The organism is Aeromonas sp. Y311-2, from assembly GCF_027706025.1.
Taxonomy (GTDB): Bacteria; Pseudomonadota; Gammaproteobacteria; order Enterobacterales; family Aeromonadaceae; genus Aeromonas; species Aeromonas veronii.
The window spans coordinates 99753-115855 of the sequence record NZ_JAPDCL010000003.1 but is presented as its reverse complement, the minus strand read 5'-3'; the positions used below and the strand labels follow the sequence as shown (position 1 = coordinate 115855).

Genomic DNA, 16103 nt, shown 5'->3' with positions numbered 1-16103 from the left:
CATGACCTGGCAACAATTCCTGGTGCTGGGTCTGCTGGCTGCTCTCGTGGCCCTGCTGATCCAGGGCAAACTCCGCCCGGCGCTGCTCTTCTCGGGCGCCGTGCTCATCACTTACCTGAGCGGGCTGGCGGATATCAATGCCGTGGTGGCGGGCTACACCAACAGTGCCCTGCTGACGCTGGTGCTGTTGCTGCTGGTGTCGCTGGCGGTGGAGAAGACCCGCATCATGAGCTGGTTCGCCAATCTGGTGGGCACGGGTTCATTCAACAAGGTGCTGGTGAAGGTGTGGTTCTCCACCGCCTTCCTGTCGGCCTTCGTCAACAACACCGCCGTGGTGGCCTCCATGCTGGGAGCGGTCAAACGCAACCCCAACCATGCGCCGTCACGGCTGCTGCTGCCCATGTGCTTCGCGGCCACCTTTGGCGGGGTGCTGACCCTGATCGGCACCTCCACCAACCTGATCGTCAACAGCTTCCTCATCAAGATGGGGGCGCCGCCGCTCGGCATGTTCGACTTCTTTATGGTGGGAGCGGGCACCCTGCTGACCGGTCTGGTGGCCGTGCTGCTGTTTGCCCGTCACCTGCCGGAGCAGGATACCGAGATGAGCCGCGAATCCGGCTACTTTCTCGAAGCCAAGGTGGGCACCGGTTCACCGCTGGCGGGGCGCAGCGTCAAGGAGAACGGCCTGCGCAGCCTGAAAAGCCTCTATCTGGCGGAAATCATTCGCGGCGATCAGGTGATCTGCCCGGTGCAGCCGGAACACGAGTTGCACGAAGGGGACGTGCTGCTCTTTTGCGGAGACGTGGAGAGCGTTGGCGTATTGCAGGAGATGAAGGGGCTGGATCTCTACGGCCAGCACCGCCTCAACGGCCAGCATCTGGTGGAGGTGATCGTCAGCCACAGCTCGCGGCTGGTGGGTCAGACCATCAAGGATGCCGAATTCCGTACCCACTTCGATGCGGTGGTGCTGGCGGTGCGCCGCGGCGAAACCCAGCTTACCGGTGGCCTCGGCCAGATTGAGCTGCATGCCGGTGATACCCTGCTGCTGGCCCCCGGCCCCCAGTTTGCCCGCAACAAGTCGTTGGGGCGGGAGTTTGTGGTGGTGAGCGGGCTGGAAGCCTCCACCCGTCTCGATGGCAAGCGCAGCGCCGCCGTGGTGCTGGGTTTTCTCGGGGTGCTGGCACTGTCGGTGTTTGATCTGGTGCCGCTGTTCAAGGGGCTGCTGTTGATGCTGGTGGTGCTGCTGCTCACCCGCATTCTGACCCTGGACGAGATCCGCCGCCGCTTTCCGCTGGATATTTGGCTGGTGGTGGGTGGGGCGCTCGCCATCGCCGATCAGCTGGAAAAGAGCGGGCTAGCCAAGCTTATCGCCGACTGGCTGATGGGGGAGTTCAACGGTGCCAGCCCCATCATCGCCTTTATCGGTATCTATCTGTTTACCCTGGTGCTGACCGAGCTGATGAGCAACAACGCCGCTGCGGCGCTGGCCTTCCCCATGGGTTACCAGCTGGCGCTCAGCATGGATGTCTCGACCATGCCGTTTATTCTGGCAGTGCTGTTCGGGGCCAGCTCCAGCTTTATCCTGCCCTACGGCTACCAGACCAACCTGATGGTCTATGCCGCGGGCAACTACAAGATGCCGGACTACCTCAAGCTGGCCCTGCCGGTCTCGCTGGCCTATAGCCTCGGGGTGATTGTGATGGTGCCCCTGCTGTTTCCGTTTTAAGGCGTGAGCGCCAATCAAGGCGTGTTGGGTGAGCAATACCATGGCACCAGCACGTTGTCGGCTGATAGTCCGAGGCGGCTCCCCGTGGTGCCGGACAGTTTAAGTTTTGAGGCGTAAGCGCCAAGCAAGGAGTGTGGGATGAGCAATATCGTGTGGCACAAGCATGCCGTGGACAAACAGAGCCGGGCCGAGCTTAAAGGGCAAAAACCGCTGGTGATCTGGTTTACCGGGCTGTCGGGGGCGGGCAAATCGACCCTGGCGGGGGCGCTGGAGCAGGCGCTGGCGGCACAAGGCAAGCACACCTATCTGCTGGATGGGGACAATGTGCGCCACGGCCTCTGTGGCGATCTCGGTTTCGATGATGCCGCGCGGCAGGAGAATATCCGCCGGGTCGGCGAGGTGGCAAAACTGATGGTGGATGCGGGCCTGATCGTGCTCACCGCCTTTATCTCGCCGTTCCGTGCCGAGCGGGCGCTGGTGCGCAGCCTCTTGGGCGAAGGGGAGTTTGTCGAGGTGTTTGTCGATGCGCCGCTCGCCGTCTGCGAAGAGCGTGACCCCAAGGGGCTCTACAAAAAAGCGCGGGCAGGGGAGATCCGCAACTTTACCGGTATCGACTCCGCCTACGAGGCGCCGGAGCAGCCGGAAATCCATCTGCTTAACGCCGGCAAGCCGGTCGCCGCGCTGGTGGATGAGCTGCTGACCGCCCTGCGGCAGGGGAACTACCTGTAGCTGTTGAGTTGCGCCGTTTTACACAGAGAGCAAGATTGTTATCCCGGCAACCGAGTAATCATCCGGGCAGCAAGCTGTAAGCAGCAAATTAAGTAGCAAATTGAGCGCAGGTGCGGGTGCGCAAGGGCACAGGCCATCTTTGCCCGCCTCGCCTGCGAGTCATTGGATCGGAAGAACCTATAACAAGCGCCCGGCGGCCGTTAAGTTGGCCACCACAGGCGCTGATGGGCTGGCGGCCGCTACTATAAGCAAAAGTTGGGTCATTATCAGAAAACCCATAAATCCAGCTTATAGTGGCACAGACGAGCCTTGAGCCATCTCAAGGCTGCCGATATAAACCCCACAAGGGGAACTCCCGATTTTTGCTTATGCCGTGGCGGGATTATTCGCGATTGTCCGAATACACTTCGCTATTCGAACCTACGGGTTCCGTCGAACGCTTTGATATGTAGGGTGTAATAAGCGCAGCGCATTGCACCGCAAACCTAATTGTCGGGCTATTACGCGGCAACCAATATGGCGGGTATGACGACTCTATTTTGCTTATTGTTCTTGTTTCACAAGCGGTATGGCATAGCCGAAATATTCAGTTTGAGGTGTGCGATGCACATCCCAGCGCTTCGTATGTCCAGCTGGGCGCTCTCGCTGATCTGCGTGAGTAAGGACTAGACGTTTTTTTGCACGTGAAACTCCGACAAAAAAAGCACAGCGATTTTCATCCTGATTTCCAAAGAAGATCTCGTTTTCGACGGCCATGATGATGACCGAATCAAACTCAAGGCCCTTGCTCTTATGGATGGTTAGTATTCGTACGGCTTGATCGTCTGAGAAGCGCTTAAGGGCTTGGGGCAAGTCAGGCTCCAGCGTTAGCAATTCTTCAATTTTGGTCTTGGTATCACGGATTACTTCACTTAGTCGGTCACGAGACTCGTAGTCAGTGGAAAGCGACATTAGTGTTTCAATACTGATTTGCTTCAGGAATATCTGAACAAATTCCCACCAGCCAGAGAAAGGGGGATCAACCAGCTCGGCAAGGGCAATTTCTTTTCGTTGCTGCTTGATGAGCCGATCAAGGTCTTTGCGCGCGTTTGATGGAATCTCTTCATTTGCAAACGGGATTAGCTGGTTCATGAGCCTAATCCATGCTTTGGGCTCGCGCTGACCATAGAGGCAGGAAAGATAGTCCACGATTAAACGTGCTGCAGGTTCGACCGTGATATCTTGCATCTGCTGCTCGTTGCGGAAGGGGATGCTACGAGCCTCCAGTGCCGCCATCAGGTGATCGGCGTAAAGGTCGAGCTGATTACGAATCAGGACCGCAATTTCTGCAGGTGGCAACAGTTCTGTCTTTATCCAGCCAGCAATCAAATCTGCGATGTAGTCAGCTTCTTGACGACTGTTTTCGAAGCGCCACGCGAATACCTCCCCTTCGTCGCCTGCAAGCTGCTCATCAGGCATGACAGAAGATGGATCCAGCTTGCGAATGATCTCGTTCTGCAAACGTAGCAAACGTGGTTTAGAGCGGAAGTTGCGGTACATATTGAGCGGAGTTGCTGCAAAATCAGCAACGAAGTTCTGAAATATACCTTCCAGAGCTCCTGCCCAGCCCATGATCTTTTGCTTGGTGTCGCCCACGGCGGTCAGGCGAATGTTCGTACCTTGAAAGGCGAGCTTGAGGAGTTCGTATTGAAGGTTTGTACAGTCCTGGAATTCGTCGAGGAAGACATCGCTGTAGGTTTGACGGATGGCATGTCGTGCGACAGGGGACTTTCTTAGAATCTCAATTGCCCACGGCACCAGATCGGAAAACGTGACCAACGTCCGTGATGGGCCAAGTTTCCGATCTGCAATTTGGTATCCAGCATCCAACGCATACTCACCAGTTAGCACAGGACGGAAACGATCGATGATGCGCTTGGCGAATGCGTGAAAGGTATAGCTGTCAAACCGCGTAGCAAGTTCTGAACCACAGCGTCGCTTAACCCGTTCTTTCAGGTTACTGCTGGCATCGACCTTGAACGAAATGGCCAGAATCCGTTTGGGATAGCGGCAGGTACCTGTGCGCAATAGAAAATCTGCTCGTTGTGCAAGCATTTCCGTCTTTCCCGCCCCCGGGCCTGCGGTAAGAGCAAGGCTGCGGACTTGCTCCTTGGCTGCAATCAGGGCGTTGGGCTCAAGTGTCAGCCCATCTGAAGGCTCCCAAGTCTCGACCGTTATCATTCCGGCAGATCCGCGAGTTTGGTGATGACGGCATCTGCCAATCTGCTAAGGGATGCGGGCATGTTTGTCAGTAGTTCTGCATCAGTCAGCTGAGCCAATGCATCAATATGGGCTGCGGGTTTGCTACCAAGCTTGAAGCGCTGATGGTAGGTGTTAAATAGCTTCTGCTCATCTTCGCTGTACTGGCTTGCATCGTGGTGACTGTTACCCAAAACAGCTTTGATCGTGGATGCCTCTGGATCTTCCTTAACTACGCCATACGCATCTGGGTAAGCAAGTAACATGGCGAAATCGAGATCCATAGGAGCCGAGAAAAATACACCTCGACTCTCCAGCTCAAGAAATACGTCTTTCGTGCTTCCATCAAAATAGTGATGTGTTCGGACTGGTGTGTCGGCTGTATCCCATTTCGGCAGAGGAAAAGCGGCAGGAAGTATTTTTGCCGGTTCAAACTTAAAGAGTTGATCATTTACGTACTTGATCCGCCCCCAACCAGCAGCATAGCGAGATACATCGAGATCTAATAATGTCAAATATGGAATTTGCAGTGTGGAAAGTAGGCGCCAAAAGTGATTGACGTGACGTCCCCCCAAGGGGGCTATTGAAACCGCAGATTCATCAACAGGCGATCCCTTCGCTTTAAGAAGCCGTGGTAATACGATTTCTTCACTATCACCCTCTCCAAGAACGACAAGTCGCGAGAAATAGACCTCGGGAAAGGCTTGTACTGCCTCACGCACAAACTTGTGCGCTTCATCAGCAGTGTCTGGCAGTTGGATATGCGTGACTCGTGATGTTCGCTCTTCGGTCAACCTCAGATAGCGGATACGTTCCGGAGCAACGCGCCGCAGCATGGATGGTGCGTGGGTGGCGATTAGCGCTTGTGCGTCACCTTGTCCGGTCATTTCATTGAGGGCATTGACGATCCGCCCAAGGTAGTGCGGCGAGAGACTGTTTTCTGGCTCTTCGAGTGCAACCACAGTAAAGACGGGGGGGCGCAGCTTGTCTGGATCGAATGAAGTATCTTCAGCCGCCAGTACCGCACGGCCAATCGCCTGCGAAGAGTGTACCAGTGACAGATACAGCATCGACTTCTGGCCGTCGCTAAGTCGTGAGAAATCTACCAACTGCTCTCCATGGCCAGGAGTGAAAGACACCGACATGTGCCGCAACAAGGCTTCGATCTCGGACGCAACAAAAGTTAGCTTGGGGTCGGCAAAGAATCTCCCTTTGTGTAAAGCGCCCCATGCATTTCCCAAACTTGCGCTGAACGCATTGATTGATGGATTGCCCGCCAAGCTGTCACTGATTTGGTCGGTCAGTCCCTTAATGACTGTTCGCTCTGCATCCCAATTCACCGCACGTAGCATGCGCCCCAGTAATGCATTCGCTCCGTAGGCAATTTGATCGGCGGGATCACGGCGTGCGGGGAGGTAGTGGATATGGATATGGTTACGTTCCGCTCGGGGTACTTGGGTGGTGGTAAGTGGTGAGCCATCTGGATTGATGTCCAACACATAGACCATGTTTTCCTCTATATCCCCATCCAGCCCCATGGTTGCGTTAAGGCGAAAACGAACGCGTGGTGTGCCATCGATCTCGTCGAGGCGCATATGGCCGAAATGAGGTGCAACCGTGCTGTTGTCTCCGTCATCTTTTAGTTCAGGGAATACAAAATCGGCCTCGATCCATAACTGGCGCTCCGCCGGAGGTACTTCTTCGTTCAATGGGACATGAAAGTCTGAGCGCAGTATTCGACGCAGTGATGGATCAAAGGCAAACAACCGGCACAAGGCCTGTAGTGCAGCTGTTTTGCCGGAGCCATTAGGCCCAATGAGGTAAGTCATCTCCTCCAATGGAATTTCGGTGGGTGCTGCCCCGAAAGATTGGAAGCTCGATAGGCGGAGGGTTTGCAGCTTCATTGGTAATCCTAAGTCTTAGAACCAAGAGAATGAGGATCATCACCATATTGAGTGATTCTTAGCAGGTCGCCGATTACACATCTAACTCGGAGGTCAAAGTGCTAGCCCGTGAATTGGCTGCATTTTACCTGTGCTTTAGTGCAGGCTTTGCTTATGGTTAACCTCAACGAGAGGCCGCCAAGCGGCTATGTTACCGAACGGTGCTGGGGTGAAAAGCGCAAGCGGGCGGTTTTCTGAGCAAGATCAATAAATTAATAAATAACGGACGGCGATATAACCGCTCAACAGTGTTGGCCATCAGAGCTGGGGAAAATCGGACGGTGAAAGCGAGAGTGTCGCCAGCTTGCTGGCGGGCATTAAAAAACCCTATGGGCCCAAAGGCCCATAGGGTTTTTCTGCGGTGATTGTTTGGGTAGTGGTTATCTGGCTTGGCGAACCGGCACGGCGCGGGTGGTGGCCACTTCGTAGCGGCTCTGGCTTGTCGGAGCCCCCTTCTGGAACTGGCGTACCAGCCGGTCGAGATCGCTTAACTGGTTTACCAGCTGGGTGATGCCGTGCACGGCGTGCTGGCTGCCGACGCTGGAGTCATCGGCCAGGGTCTTGATGCTGAGCACGTTGCGGTTGATCTCGGCGGTAACGTGGAACTGCTCTTGCACCGCCTGGGCAATCTGGCCGCTGCCGGAGGCCACCTGCTGCAGCATATCGTTGATCTGCTGGAGAATGGTGCCGGTCGCCGAGGCTTTTTGCTGGCAGCTTTCGGAGAGTTGGCAGCCCTTCTCCATCGCCTGTTCTGCATCCCCGGCGCTGGTTTGCAGCTCGGTGATCATCTTCTGGATCTCGCTGGTCGAGGATTGGGTCTTGATGGCGAGCGTGCGGATCTCGTCAGCCACTACCGAGAAGCCGCGACCCGCTTCGCCAGCCCGGGCCGCTTCGATGGCGGCATTGAGGGCCAGCAGGTTGGTCTGGTTGGCGATGTTGTTGATCACATCGAGGATGCCGTCGATATCGCGGCAGTGGCCAACCAGCGCACTGATCACGCTCTTGGAGGTGGTCAGCTCGCTGTTCATGCCCGCCACGGCGGCCACGGTTTCGGCCACGCTGTGGTTGCCGCTCTTGAACAGGTCGGCGGTCTCGTCCAGCAGGCTGGAGGATTCGCTGGAGCTCTGTGAAACCTCGCGAATGGATTCCGACATCTCGGTCACGGCGGTCGCTACCTGATTGGTCTCGGCCTGCTGCTGTTGCAGGTTGTCGGTGATGGATTCGGCGTTGCGCAGATCCCCCTCGGCGGCCTGCAGGATCTTGCTGCAAGTCTGCTGGGTACGGGCCAGCACGGCGTTGAACTCGGCCTGATTCATCACCATCGAGAGTTCGATGGCGGCGATGTTGTCCACCTTGTTGGTGTAGAGCAGCTGCATCAGCGGATTGTCAAAGCGGCTGCGGGCCATCTTGTTGAGCTTGCCGAGGCGGCGGGAGAGGGCATTCAGGGTGATGGCCGCTATCGCCAGCGGCAGGGCGACCAGCGCCAGTTGCCAGTTCATGTCGTGGTTGTAGCCCAGCGCAAACATGGCGAGCAGGCTCAGCAGCAGGCAGAGGTTGATGGCCAGGGTATGGGAGAAGGTGGGCAGCTTGAGCGCCAGCGGCAGCTTGTTGTTGCGAAGGTCGGCATAGACCTTCTCGGCCCGCTGTTTGATCTCCTCGCTCGGGGCGGTGCGCACTGACTGATACTCCACCACCCGGCCGCTGGCATCCTTGATGGGGGTGACAAAGGCGCTGACCCAGTAGTGATCGCCACTCTTGCAGCGGTTTTTCACCGGTCCCATCCAGCTCTTGCCTTCGCGGATATGGTTCCACAGATCGGCAAAGGCCTGTTTCGGCATGTCCGGGTGGCGCACCAGATTGTGGTGTTCCCCCACCAGCTCGTCGAGCGAGAAGCCTGCAATCTCGCAGAACTCATCGTTGGCGTAGGTGATGCGGCTCTCCAGATCCGTGGTGGAAATCAGGCTCTGGTGGTCTGGATAGAGACGTTCTCTTTGGGTAACCGGTTGATTGATTCTCATGGCCTTGCTCCCGAGCTGTGATGGTTAAATTTTGATCTGCATCAAGACATGTGCAAAGGGCGGGCCAGCTGGCAAAAGCTAATGATTGATGTGTTATTAGTGCCGTTTTGGCAGGAAAAGAACGTTGCTGTTTGCAATATGCAACGGAGCTGACGGGGTGTGCCTCTGCGGCATCTGCAATTTGCAACCTATTCTCGACAAGCCCACAAGCTTGGAGCCAGCAGCTGGATGCGAAGGAACCACGAACCGACGGGGCATCCGCTGCCCCGCCAGAGATCAGGGGAGAGGGTCGGGAGCGGGTGAGGAGGGGGGGCTGACGAGCTGCATCACTTCAATCTGGATACCCTGCACCAGCACGGTTTTCAGATCCTGCAGGTACTCCTCCAGCGGCGACTCTTGCAGCAGCTGGGCGAGCTCGTTGCCCACCGGGGTGAGGCGGTAGTAGAGCAGGGTGATGTTGTTCTGCTTGCACTGCAGCCGCCAGCGCTGGTTGCCGAATTCCAGCTCGACCCCATCGGCGGGCAGCGGGCCGGACTCCAGCTCCGCGCGATGCAGCAGCCCGAGCTCGAACAGTTGCAGCAGGGCGTTGTAGGGCAGTCGGTATTTGCCAAGGCCAAGGCGCGTTGCCTTGGCGCGGCTCAGCAGAGTGGCCCCCTTGTGCAGCCCCAGCAGCAGTCGCTGCTCGTCGCTGCCGGTGTAGTGGCAAGTCAGTGAGCAGATACGTTGGAACAGCTGGGCCTCGCGCTGGGTCATCTCTTTGAGGGTGGCGAGCGCCCGAATGGAGAAGCGGCCCGGGGTGGCTACTTCCAGCGCGAAGATCCGCCCCCACAGCTGCTGCATCGGCACCATGCTGATATCTTCCGCCAGTTGCAGGAAGCGGGTCAGCCAGTCGCTGTCCATCTCGCCGCCAGCCGCGGTCTCTTCGCAGTGGCGGGAGGCCATCACCATGATGGCTTCCAGATTGCGCTGGCGGGCGGCCTGATCCGCCAGATGGCGAAAGGTGGCGCGCTGTTCGAAGGTGCTGTCGGTATTGCGGGTGAGCATGCCGTCGATGCCGCGACTGCGGGCCAGACGCAGGGTCTGCTCCTGGCTGCTCAGGATCGAACTCTCTTTTTTCGGGGGGGGGAGGTCTGCCATGCTGACTCCATTCGCACAGGTTCTGGAGCTGAATGTTACTCCAACCGGGATGCCAAGATAACAAAGCGGCCTCCGTGGAGGCCGCTTTTTTTGCAACGGGAGGATTACTCCTCGTAGACGCTCACCTCGACCGCTTCCATCGAGTAGGAGGCGGTGGCCATCTCGTGGCTGGAGCTGACCGTGCGCATCTTGCCCTTCACCCAGATGGCATCCCACAGGTCATCCACCGGCGCCCCCTTGGGGTAGCTCACATAGATCACCTGATTGGTGGGGGGCGGCGGCACATGGATGCAGGCGCCGAAGTAGGGCACCAGCAGGAAGGCGGTGATCTTCTTGGCATCCCCTTCCAGCGGCACCACGAAGCCCGGAATGCGCACATCCTGGTTGTCCAGCTTCTTGTTTACCCCGCCCACCGGTTGCGGCACCGACATGGGATCTTCGTGATTGACCTGGGGCGGTGGCAGCAGTTTTTCCCCTTCCGGGATAAGCACATCCCAGTCGATGGTCTTGTAATCGGCGGCCAGGGCGGGCAGCACCAGCAGGCTGGCGAGCAGCGCCACAATTTTCCACTTCATCATCTGTCCTTCTGTTTCTATTTTGGGCGTCTCGCTAGACGCGAATGCTCATACCATCGCTCAGGCTGTAGCGGTAAGCGCGGGCGGCAGGGAGCAGGCCAATCACCATGCCTGCCAGCCATACTACCCCCAGCAACTGCCACTCGTAGGTGCTCGGCAGCCCCAGACTCAGTTGCAGGCCATAGTGGCTGAGCAGCCAGGGCGAGGCAAGCCCCTGCCCCAGATAGAGCACGGCGACCCCGAGAGCGATGCCGACCGTGGTCAGCGCCATCGCTTCCAGCGCCAGCAGCAGGAACAGGTGGGCAGGGCCCGCGCCGAGGGATCGCAAAATAGCGAGCTCTCGGCGTCGCTCGTTAAGCCCTGCCAGCAGGGTAGTCAGCATGCCGATCAGGCCCGCTACCACCACGAAACCGGCGATGACCGACAGCGCGGTTTCCGCCACGCTCATCAGGCTCCACAGCTCCTGCAGGGCGGCCCCCGGCAGGATCGCCATCAGCGGCTCTTTGGGATAGGTGTTGACGCTGCGTTGCAGCTGGAACGCCAGGATCCGGTTGCTCAATCCCACCATAAAGGCGGTGATGGTTTTCGGGGTGAGATCCTGCGCCAGCGCCTGCTCCGGTGTCACGTTCTTGCTGTGGCGGCCGGTGTCCCAGCCAAGATGGATCGCCTCTATCCCCGCCAGCGGCACATGGATGGTGCGATCGATGGGCGTGCCGGTCGGCGCCAGAATACCCACCACCTTGAACGGCAGATTGTCGTGCTGGCTGAACGAGGTGTTGCCAGCGCCGTGGGCGATGACGATGGATTGGTCGAGGTGATAGCCGAGCTTCTCGGCCACCTGGGCGCCGAGTACCGCTTCAAACGGCGTGTCGAACGGCCGACCTTCCCGCAGTTGCAGCGACTGTTGCTGACCGTACTTCAGGTGAGTGAAGTAGTCACCATTGGTGCCGAGCACCCGAAATCCCTTGTGGGAGTCACCAAGCGAAAGCGGGATGGTCCAGGCGACGCCCGGTTTCTGCTTGATAGCCTGATAGGAGTCCCACCCCACATTGTTGGTGGGGTTGCCGATGCGAAACACCGAGTAGAGCAGCAGGTTCACCTGACCGGAGCGGGCGCCGACGATGAGATCGGTCCCCGAGACGGTGTTGGAGAAGCTTTCACGGGCCTGGGTGCGCACCCGCTCCACCCCGAGCAGCAGGGTGACGCTGATGGCGACGGCCAGCAGGGTGAGCCCGGCGGTAAGGCGGCGGGCCCAGAGACTTTGCAGGGCTAGCTTTAGCATGATGCCCTCCGGTTGAGCTGTTGCAGGTTTTCGACCCGCGGGAACAGGGGTTCGAGATAAGGGTCGTGGCTGACGAAGATGAGGGTCGAGCCCTGCTTGTCGCACTCCTCGAACAACAGCTTGATAAAGGCGGCCCGGTTGTCGGTGTCGAGGGCCGAGGTGGGCTCGTCGGCGATCACCAGTGGCGGCGAGCCGATCAGCGCCCGTGCGGCAGCCACCCGCTGCTGCTGGCCAATGCTGAGGGCATGGACGGGGCGATGCAGCGCGTCGTCCGGCAGTTGCAGCTCCGCCAGCAGACGGCGCGCCTCCTGCTCCGGACTCCCTTGCAGGCGAGCCCGTTTAGCGGGCGAAAAGGTGAGGGCAGCGGTCACGTTGTCCTGCACCGAGAGAAAGGGCAGCAGATTGAACTGCTGGAAGATATAACCCAGATTGGCCGCCCGGAAGTGGTCACGGGCACGGCCAGAGAGCCGGGCCAATGGTTGGCCCAGCACCTCTAGGGTGCCGTGGTTGGCGGTCTGGATCCCGGCCAGCAACCCGAGCAGGGTCGACTTGCCAGAGCCCGACGGGCCCTTGATAAAGACCCGCTCACCCTCGCGGATGGTGAGGGCGGGCAGATCGAGTACAGCGTCGCCACCTGGCCAGGCAAAGGCCAGATCGCGGATCTCAACCACGGCTTTTTTCATGGCGTTACCAGCTCAGCTTGTTGGCGGACGGGGTCAGCTCGCCAGCGGTCTGGCCGGTAGGCAGAATGCCCTGCACGCTCAGCTTCTCAAGGCTCGGATAGACGCTGAACAGGGTCGCCTCAAGGCCGGTCAGTTTGGCCGGGGTGGCGCAGGTGTAGGTGTACATGGCGCCCATATCGGCGTGACCCGCTTCGTCATGATCATGGTGGTCTTCATGTTTGTCGCTGGCAGCCTTGTCATGGTCATGGTCATGGTCATGGTCGTGATCATGCTCTTCTTTGGCGGCTTGCAGCTCCTGCTGGGTCAGTTTGCAGCCTGCGGCCGGGTCGAAGCGGAACAGGGCGTCAGGCTGCTGGAGGCGGGCGACCGCCTTGGCGTATTGCGCCTTCTCTTCATCGCTCTTGGCCGCGTGCTCGAAGCCCACCAGATCGGCAGCAGGGGCCTGCAGCTCGATCATCAGCTGGTCGCCATCGACCACCAGATTGAGGTGGCCGTGGCCATGCTCGTGGGCGCCATGGCTGTGGCTCTCGTGTTCGTCGTGATTTGCGTGTGCGCCAAAGGCCGCAGCGGCCAGCAACAGAGTAACTGCTTTCATCTTTAATCCTTTTTTCAAAACAAATGGCAAAATTAAACAAAGGGATAGATAAAAACAGAGGCGGGCGGCGCACGGATGGCATAGCTGTGAAGCGTGGCGGTATCTGCCGAGCGTGGCATGATTGCAACTGCGGGCAGAACAGAGGTCGAACCGGGGAAACAATAGGGGGTAGCCGTGATGACCTGCTTGCCATCCAGATGGAGGGCACAGACCAGGCAGTGATGGTCGTCGTGGCCGGGCAGGACGGATTCAAACTGGTGCCGGGCAAGGGCAGGCTGCAGCCATAACCAGCCCAGCAGCAAGATCCAGATTTTCAGCTTGATACGACCCATAGACCCTTATGGAAAGGGCGCCATCAGCGCCCTTTCTCTCTGACTTAGAGATGGGACTTGATGAGCCCCATCACGGTAGCAATGTTGTTGGCATCGAGCTGGCCATCTTTGGCAAACAGCACCTTGCCCTCTTTATCCAGCAGGATGATCGCCGAGCTTTCCGGCGTCAGATCCCAAGCGTTGCGCGCCATGCCCTTGGCATCCAGCACCATGGCGGACCATGGGAACTCTTTCTTGCTGTCCTCGGCACTGCTCTTCACGAAGCCAGAGGTGCCCCAGATGGCGTCATTGCTGTTGATGACGGTAACGGTCTGGTACTTGTCTTGCGGCAACTTGGCGGCCTTGATCGCCTCGATCATCGGGGCGTTCAGCTCCTTGGCACTGGAGCGACCGGCAATATGCTGGATCAGGAACACCTTGCCGGTGAGCGAGGTGCTCTGCCACGGCTGGTAGCCGATCTCCTTGCCATTCAGTACCAGCTCACCCTTGTCGCTGACATTGACCAGCGGCACCGGGTTGCCATCCTTGAAGTTGTGAGCAAAGACCAGAGATGGCAGCAGCGCCAAAGTAAGTACGAGATGTTTCATCCTGATGACACTCCATTTGTTATGTTATAACGAGTTTCGGATTGTGGGAATGGGCGAGCTTCATCCTAAACTGATCGGATCTGTTTAAAAAGTGTTAAATAAGATCGCAATTCAGAAGCGTCGGCGCCCCGCCAGTCAGGTGGTTGGCTGGCAAGGGCGGCTAGGATGGCATGACATCGATAAAAATCAATGAATTGGCTGCTGGTCTGAGCTGTCTGCGTCAGTAGAGCGACTCGCTGATGAGGGGGATCTTGGCCATGGTCATCTGCTGGGCCAGCAGGGACGAGCCGGTCAGCAGCACATGGCGCTGATTGTTGATCACCACCACATCACCGGGTACGCCACTGTCTGCCGTAATGGCCAGCCAGGCAGGGGAGACGCTGCCAATGCTGATATCCGGGTAGATGATGCTGAGCACATATTGCGGGGCCAGCTCCGCCAGCAGGCTGGCCATCAGCAGCGCCTTCTCATCGCTGTCGGCCTTGTTATCCTGCAACGCCTGCAGCGGCGGCGCGAAGTGATCCAACTGCTCCGGCTGGGTGGGGATGGCGTTTAGCCACTCCTGCAGCAGGCTGACGCTGGTGGCGAGATCCTTGGCGGCAAACTGCTGCGCCAACGGCTTGAGATGCCCCTTGAAGTGGTAGAAGAGCTGGGAGTAATCGGGTCGCACGCAAGGCAGCTTGCGATTGGCAGGATGGACGCAGGGGATCACCCTCATCTGGTAAAAGGCATCCTCCTGATACTGCTGGTAGGCTTGCCAGAACAGCAGCGACTCCATGCTGTCGTCCCGCAGGGTGAAGGCCTGCTCCAGATTGCGAAATTTGGTAGCGGTCTCGGGGCTGCTCTGATTGATCAGGTTGATGCTGTTGTAGAGCCGCGGGCTGATGTAGGCGTAAAGGGTCTCCAGCGGATTGGTGAGAGAGGCCTTCAGCAGGCTCATCTCGTGGCGACTGGCGGCCATCACCTGATCGTCGGTGGTCAGCTGGAAGTGCTTGCGCTGGCCATCGGTGGATTGCCACTGCCAGCTCATGTTGATCTCGCTGGCGTTGCTTGTAGCACCAAGAGTGGTGCAGAGAGTGAGGCTGAGCAACAGCGCGGGGGTCAGCTTCATGGTGGTGCTTCCTGCTGTGGACGATAATTAACAACTAGGTGAGCCGGCACCACTTTGGTGATGTTTCGTTTTGTGATCTGGATAACAAATTGATGTGACTTTTAATTTAATTGTGAAATTAAGTCACTCTGGAGGGGTTATGAAGCCTTGGATCATAGTGCTGTCTGGGCTGCTCAGCCTGCCAGCCATGGCGGATCAGGTGATCGTCAACAAGGGGATGTCCATTGCGGATACCTTTGCCCTGCGTGATCAGCTGGCACGCGAGCACGAATGGCAGGAGTGGCTGCGCTACCAGCAGGCCATCAAGTGGCTGGAGGTGTTGCCGGTCAACTGCGAGCTGATGAGCCAGCCTGGCGGCGGCTATCGCTGTGGCGGTGATTACTATCGTCCCTACCAGAAAGATGGTCATGAAATATACATTCAGGGCAATCCTGCCGGAGATGCGGCCGGTCAGCTGCCGCAAACACCAACAAAAAAGGCGCCATAAGGCGCCTTTTTTACAAGCGAAGTGACGCTTACTTGGCAGCGTAACGCTCGGCAGAGGTCTTGATCTCGGCTTCGGCAGCGGCCTTGTCGCCCCAACCTTCCACCTTGACCCATTTGCCCGCTTCCAGCTCTTTGTAGCGCTCGAAGAAGTGCTGGATCTGGGCTTTCAGTAGTTCCGGCAGATCGTTCACATCCTGGATGTGGTCGTACTGCTTGGTCAGCTTGGAGTGCGGTACAGCAACGATCTTGGCATCTTCGCCAGATTCGTCAGTCATCTTCAGCACGCCAACCGGGCGGCAGCGAATGACGGAACCGGCCAGCAGCGGGTAGGGGGTCGGAACCAGTACGTCGACGGGGTCACCATCCAGAGAGAGGGTCGCGTTCACGTAGCCGTAGTTGCACGGATAGAACATCGGGGTAGACATGAAGCGATCGACGAAAATAGCACCGCTGTCCTTGTCGACTTCGTATTTGATCGGGTCGGCATTCTGCGGGATTTCGATGATGACATAGATATCGTCGGGCAGGCTCTTGCCGGCCGGTACCAGGTTCAGGCTCATGATAATTCCTTCGTTGTTAGTATCAGGTTTGCAGGCCGATATTATAGCGATGTGATGTTAAATGACCATATTTCAGCGGCTATCGCTAACAAAGAAGGGGG

Annotated in this window: 15 protein-coding genes; 3 read left to right on the top strand and 12 right to left on the bottom strand. The window is 58.0% G+C overall.

Annotation, left to right across the window (positions count from 1 at the left end; all coding sequences use genetic code 11):
- Position 1: 1 nt before the first annotated feature.
- Together OKC42_RS04260 and cysC are read left to right on the top strand one after the other, a co-directional pair.
- Positions 2 to 1726 (top strand): SLC13 family permease, encoded by a 1725-nt coding sequence (locus tag OKC42_RS04260; protein ID WP_270819113.1) that lies wholly within the window; start codon positions 2 to 4, stop codon positions 1724 to 1726.
- 138 nt (positions 1727 to 1864) lie between these two features.
- Positions 1865 to 2455 carry an adenylyl-sulfate kinase gene (gene cysC / locus OKC42_RS04255; RefSeq protein WP_115544326.1) on the top strand — a complete coding sequence of 197 codons (591 nt, stop codon included), beginning with the start codon at positions 1865 to 1867 and terminating at the stop codon, positions 2453 to 2455.
- Between the two features lie 543 nt (positions 2456 to 2998).
- On the opposite strand, the gene OKC42_RS04250 is transcribed toward cysC, so the two are convergent.
- The 11 genes from OKC42_RS04250 to OKC42_RS04200 all read right to left on the bottom strand — a co-directional run bounded on the left by OKC42_RS04250 (position 2999) and on the right by OKC42_RS04200 (position 14956).
- Positions 2999 to 4675, bottom strand: a complete 1677-nt coding sequence (locus OKC42_RS04250) for a UvrD-helicase domain-containing protein (protein WP_270819112.1) — start codon at positions 4673 to 4675, stop codon at positions 2999 to 3001.
- The gene (locus OKC42_RS04245; RefSeq protein ID WP_270819111.1) at positions 4672 to 6597 is read right to left on the bottom strand and encodes an ATP-dependent nuclease; all 1926 of its coding nucleotides are present in this window, start codon (positions 6595 to 6597) and stop codon (positions 4672 to 4674) included. The genes OKC42_RS04250 and OKC42_RS04245 overlap by 4 nt, the downstream gene beginning before the upstream one ends.
- 419 nt (positions 6598 to 7016) lie before the next feature.
- Positions 7017 to 8654, bottom strand: a complete 1638-nt coding sequence (locus OKC42_RS04240) for a methyl-accepting chemotaxis protein (RefSeq protein ID WP_270819110.1) — start codon at positions 8652 to 8654, stop codon at positions 7017 to 7019.
- A 276-nt stretch (positions 8655 to 8930) separates the two neighbouring features.
- A complete protein-coding gene (locus OKC42_RS04235) occupies positions 8931 to 9791 on the bottom strand; it encodes a TIGR03899 family protein (protein ID WP_005354697.1) in 861 nt (286 codons plus the stop codon).
- A gap of 104 nt (positions 9792 to 9895) precedes the next feature.
- Positions 9896 to 10369 carry a DUF3299 domain-containing protein gene (locus OKC42_RS04230; protein ID WP_026034852.1) on the bottom strand — a complete coding sequence of 158 codons (474 nt, stop codon included), beginning with the start codon at positions 10367 to 10369 and terminating at the stop codon, positions 9896 to 9898.
- Positions 10370 to 10400: 31 nt separating this feature from the next.
- Entirely contained in the window at positions 10401 to 11648 is a 1248-nt protein-coding gene (locus tag OKC42_RS04225; protein WP_043821722.1) for an ABC transporter permease, read from the bottom strand.
- On the bottom strand, positions 11642 to 12331 hold the full coding sequence (locus OKC42_RS04220) for an ABC transporter ATP-binding protein (RefSeq protein ID WP_005335686.1): 690 nt from the start codon (positions 12329 to 12331) through the stop codon (positions 11642 to 11644). Before OKC42_RS04220 ends, OKC42_RS04225 begins: the two co-directional genes overlap by 7 nt.
- A gap of 4 nt (positions 12332 to 12335) precedes the next feature.
- Positions 12336 to 12926 (bottom strand): DUF2796 domain-containing protein, encoded by a 591-nt coding sequence (locus OKC42_RS04215; RefSeq protein ID WP_100652831.1) that lies wholly within the window; start codon positions 12924 to 12926, stop codon positions 12336 to 12338.
- A gap of 32 nt (positions 12927 to 12958) precedes the next feature.
- Complete coding sequence (locus OKC42_RS04210; protein ID WP_270819109.1) at positions 12959 to 13258, bottom strand: hypothetical protein; 300 nt, start codon at positions 13256 to 13258, stop codon at positions 12959 to 12961.
- Between the two features lie 44 nt (positions 13259 to 13302).
- Entirely contained in the window at positions 13303 to 13845 is a 543-nt protein-coding gene (locus OKC42_RS04205; RefSeq protein WP_005335681.1) for a YtfJ family protein, read from the bottom strand.
- A 220-nt stretch (positions 13846 to 14065) separates the two neighbouring features.
- Entirely contained in the window at positions 14066 to 14956 is an 891-nt protein-coding gene (locus tag OKC42_RS04200; protein WP_005335678.1) for a hypothetical protein, read from the bottom strand.
- Positions 14957 to 15095: 139 nt separating this feature from the next.
- Here OKC42_RS04200 and OKC42_RS04195 point away from each other — a divergent pair, with 139 nt between their 5' ends.
- Complete coding sequence (locus tag OKC42_RS04195; protein ID WP_270819108.1) at positions 15096 to 15443, top strand: hypothetical protein; 348 nt, start codon at positions 15096 to 15098, stop codon at positions 15441 to 15443.
- Between the two features lie 28 nt (positions 15444 to 15471).
- Here the strand turns inward: OKC42_RS04195 and ppa are convergent, their stop codons facing one another.
- Complete coding sequence (ppa, locus tag OKC42_RS04190; RefSeq protein ID WP_005335667.1) at positions 15472 to 16002, bottom strand: inorganic diphosphatase; 531 nt, start codon at positions 16000 to 16002, stop codon at positions 15472 to 15474.
- Positions 16003 to 16103: the final 101 nt, after the last annotated feature.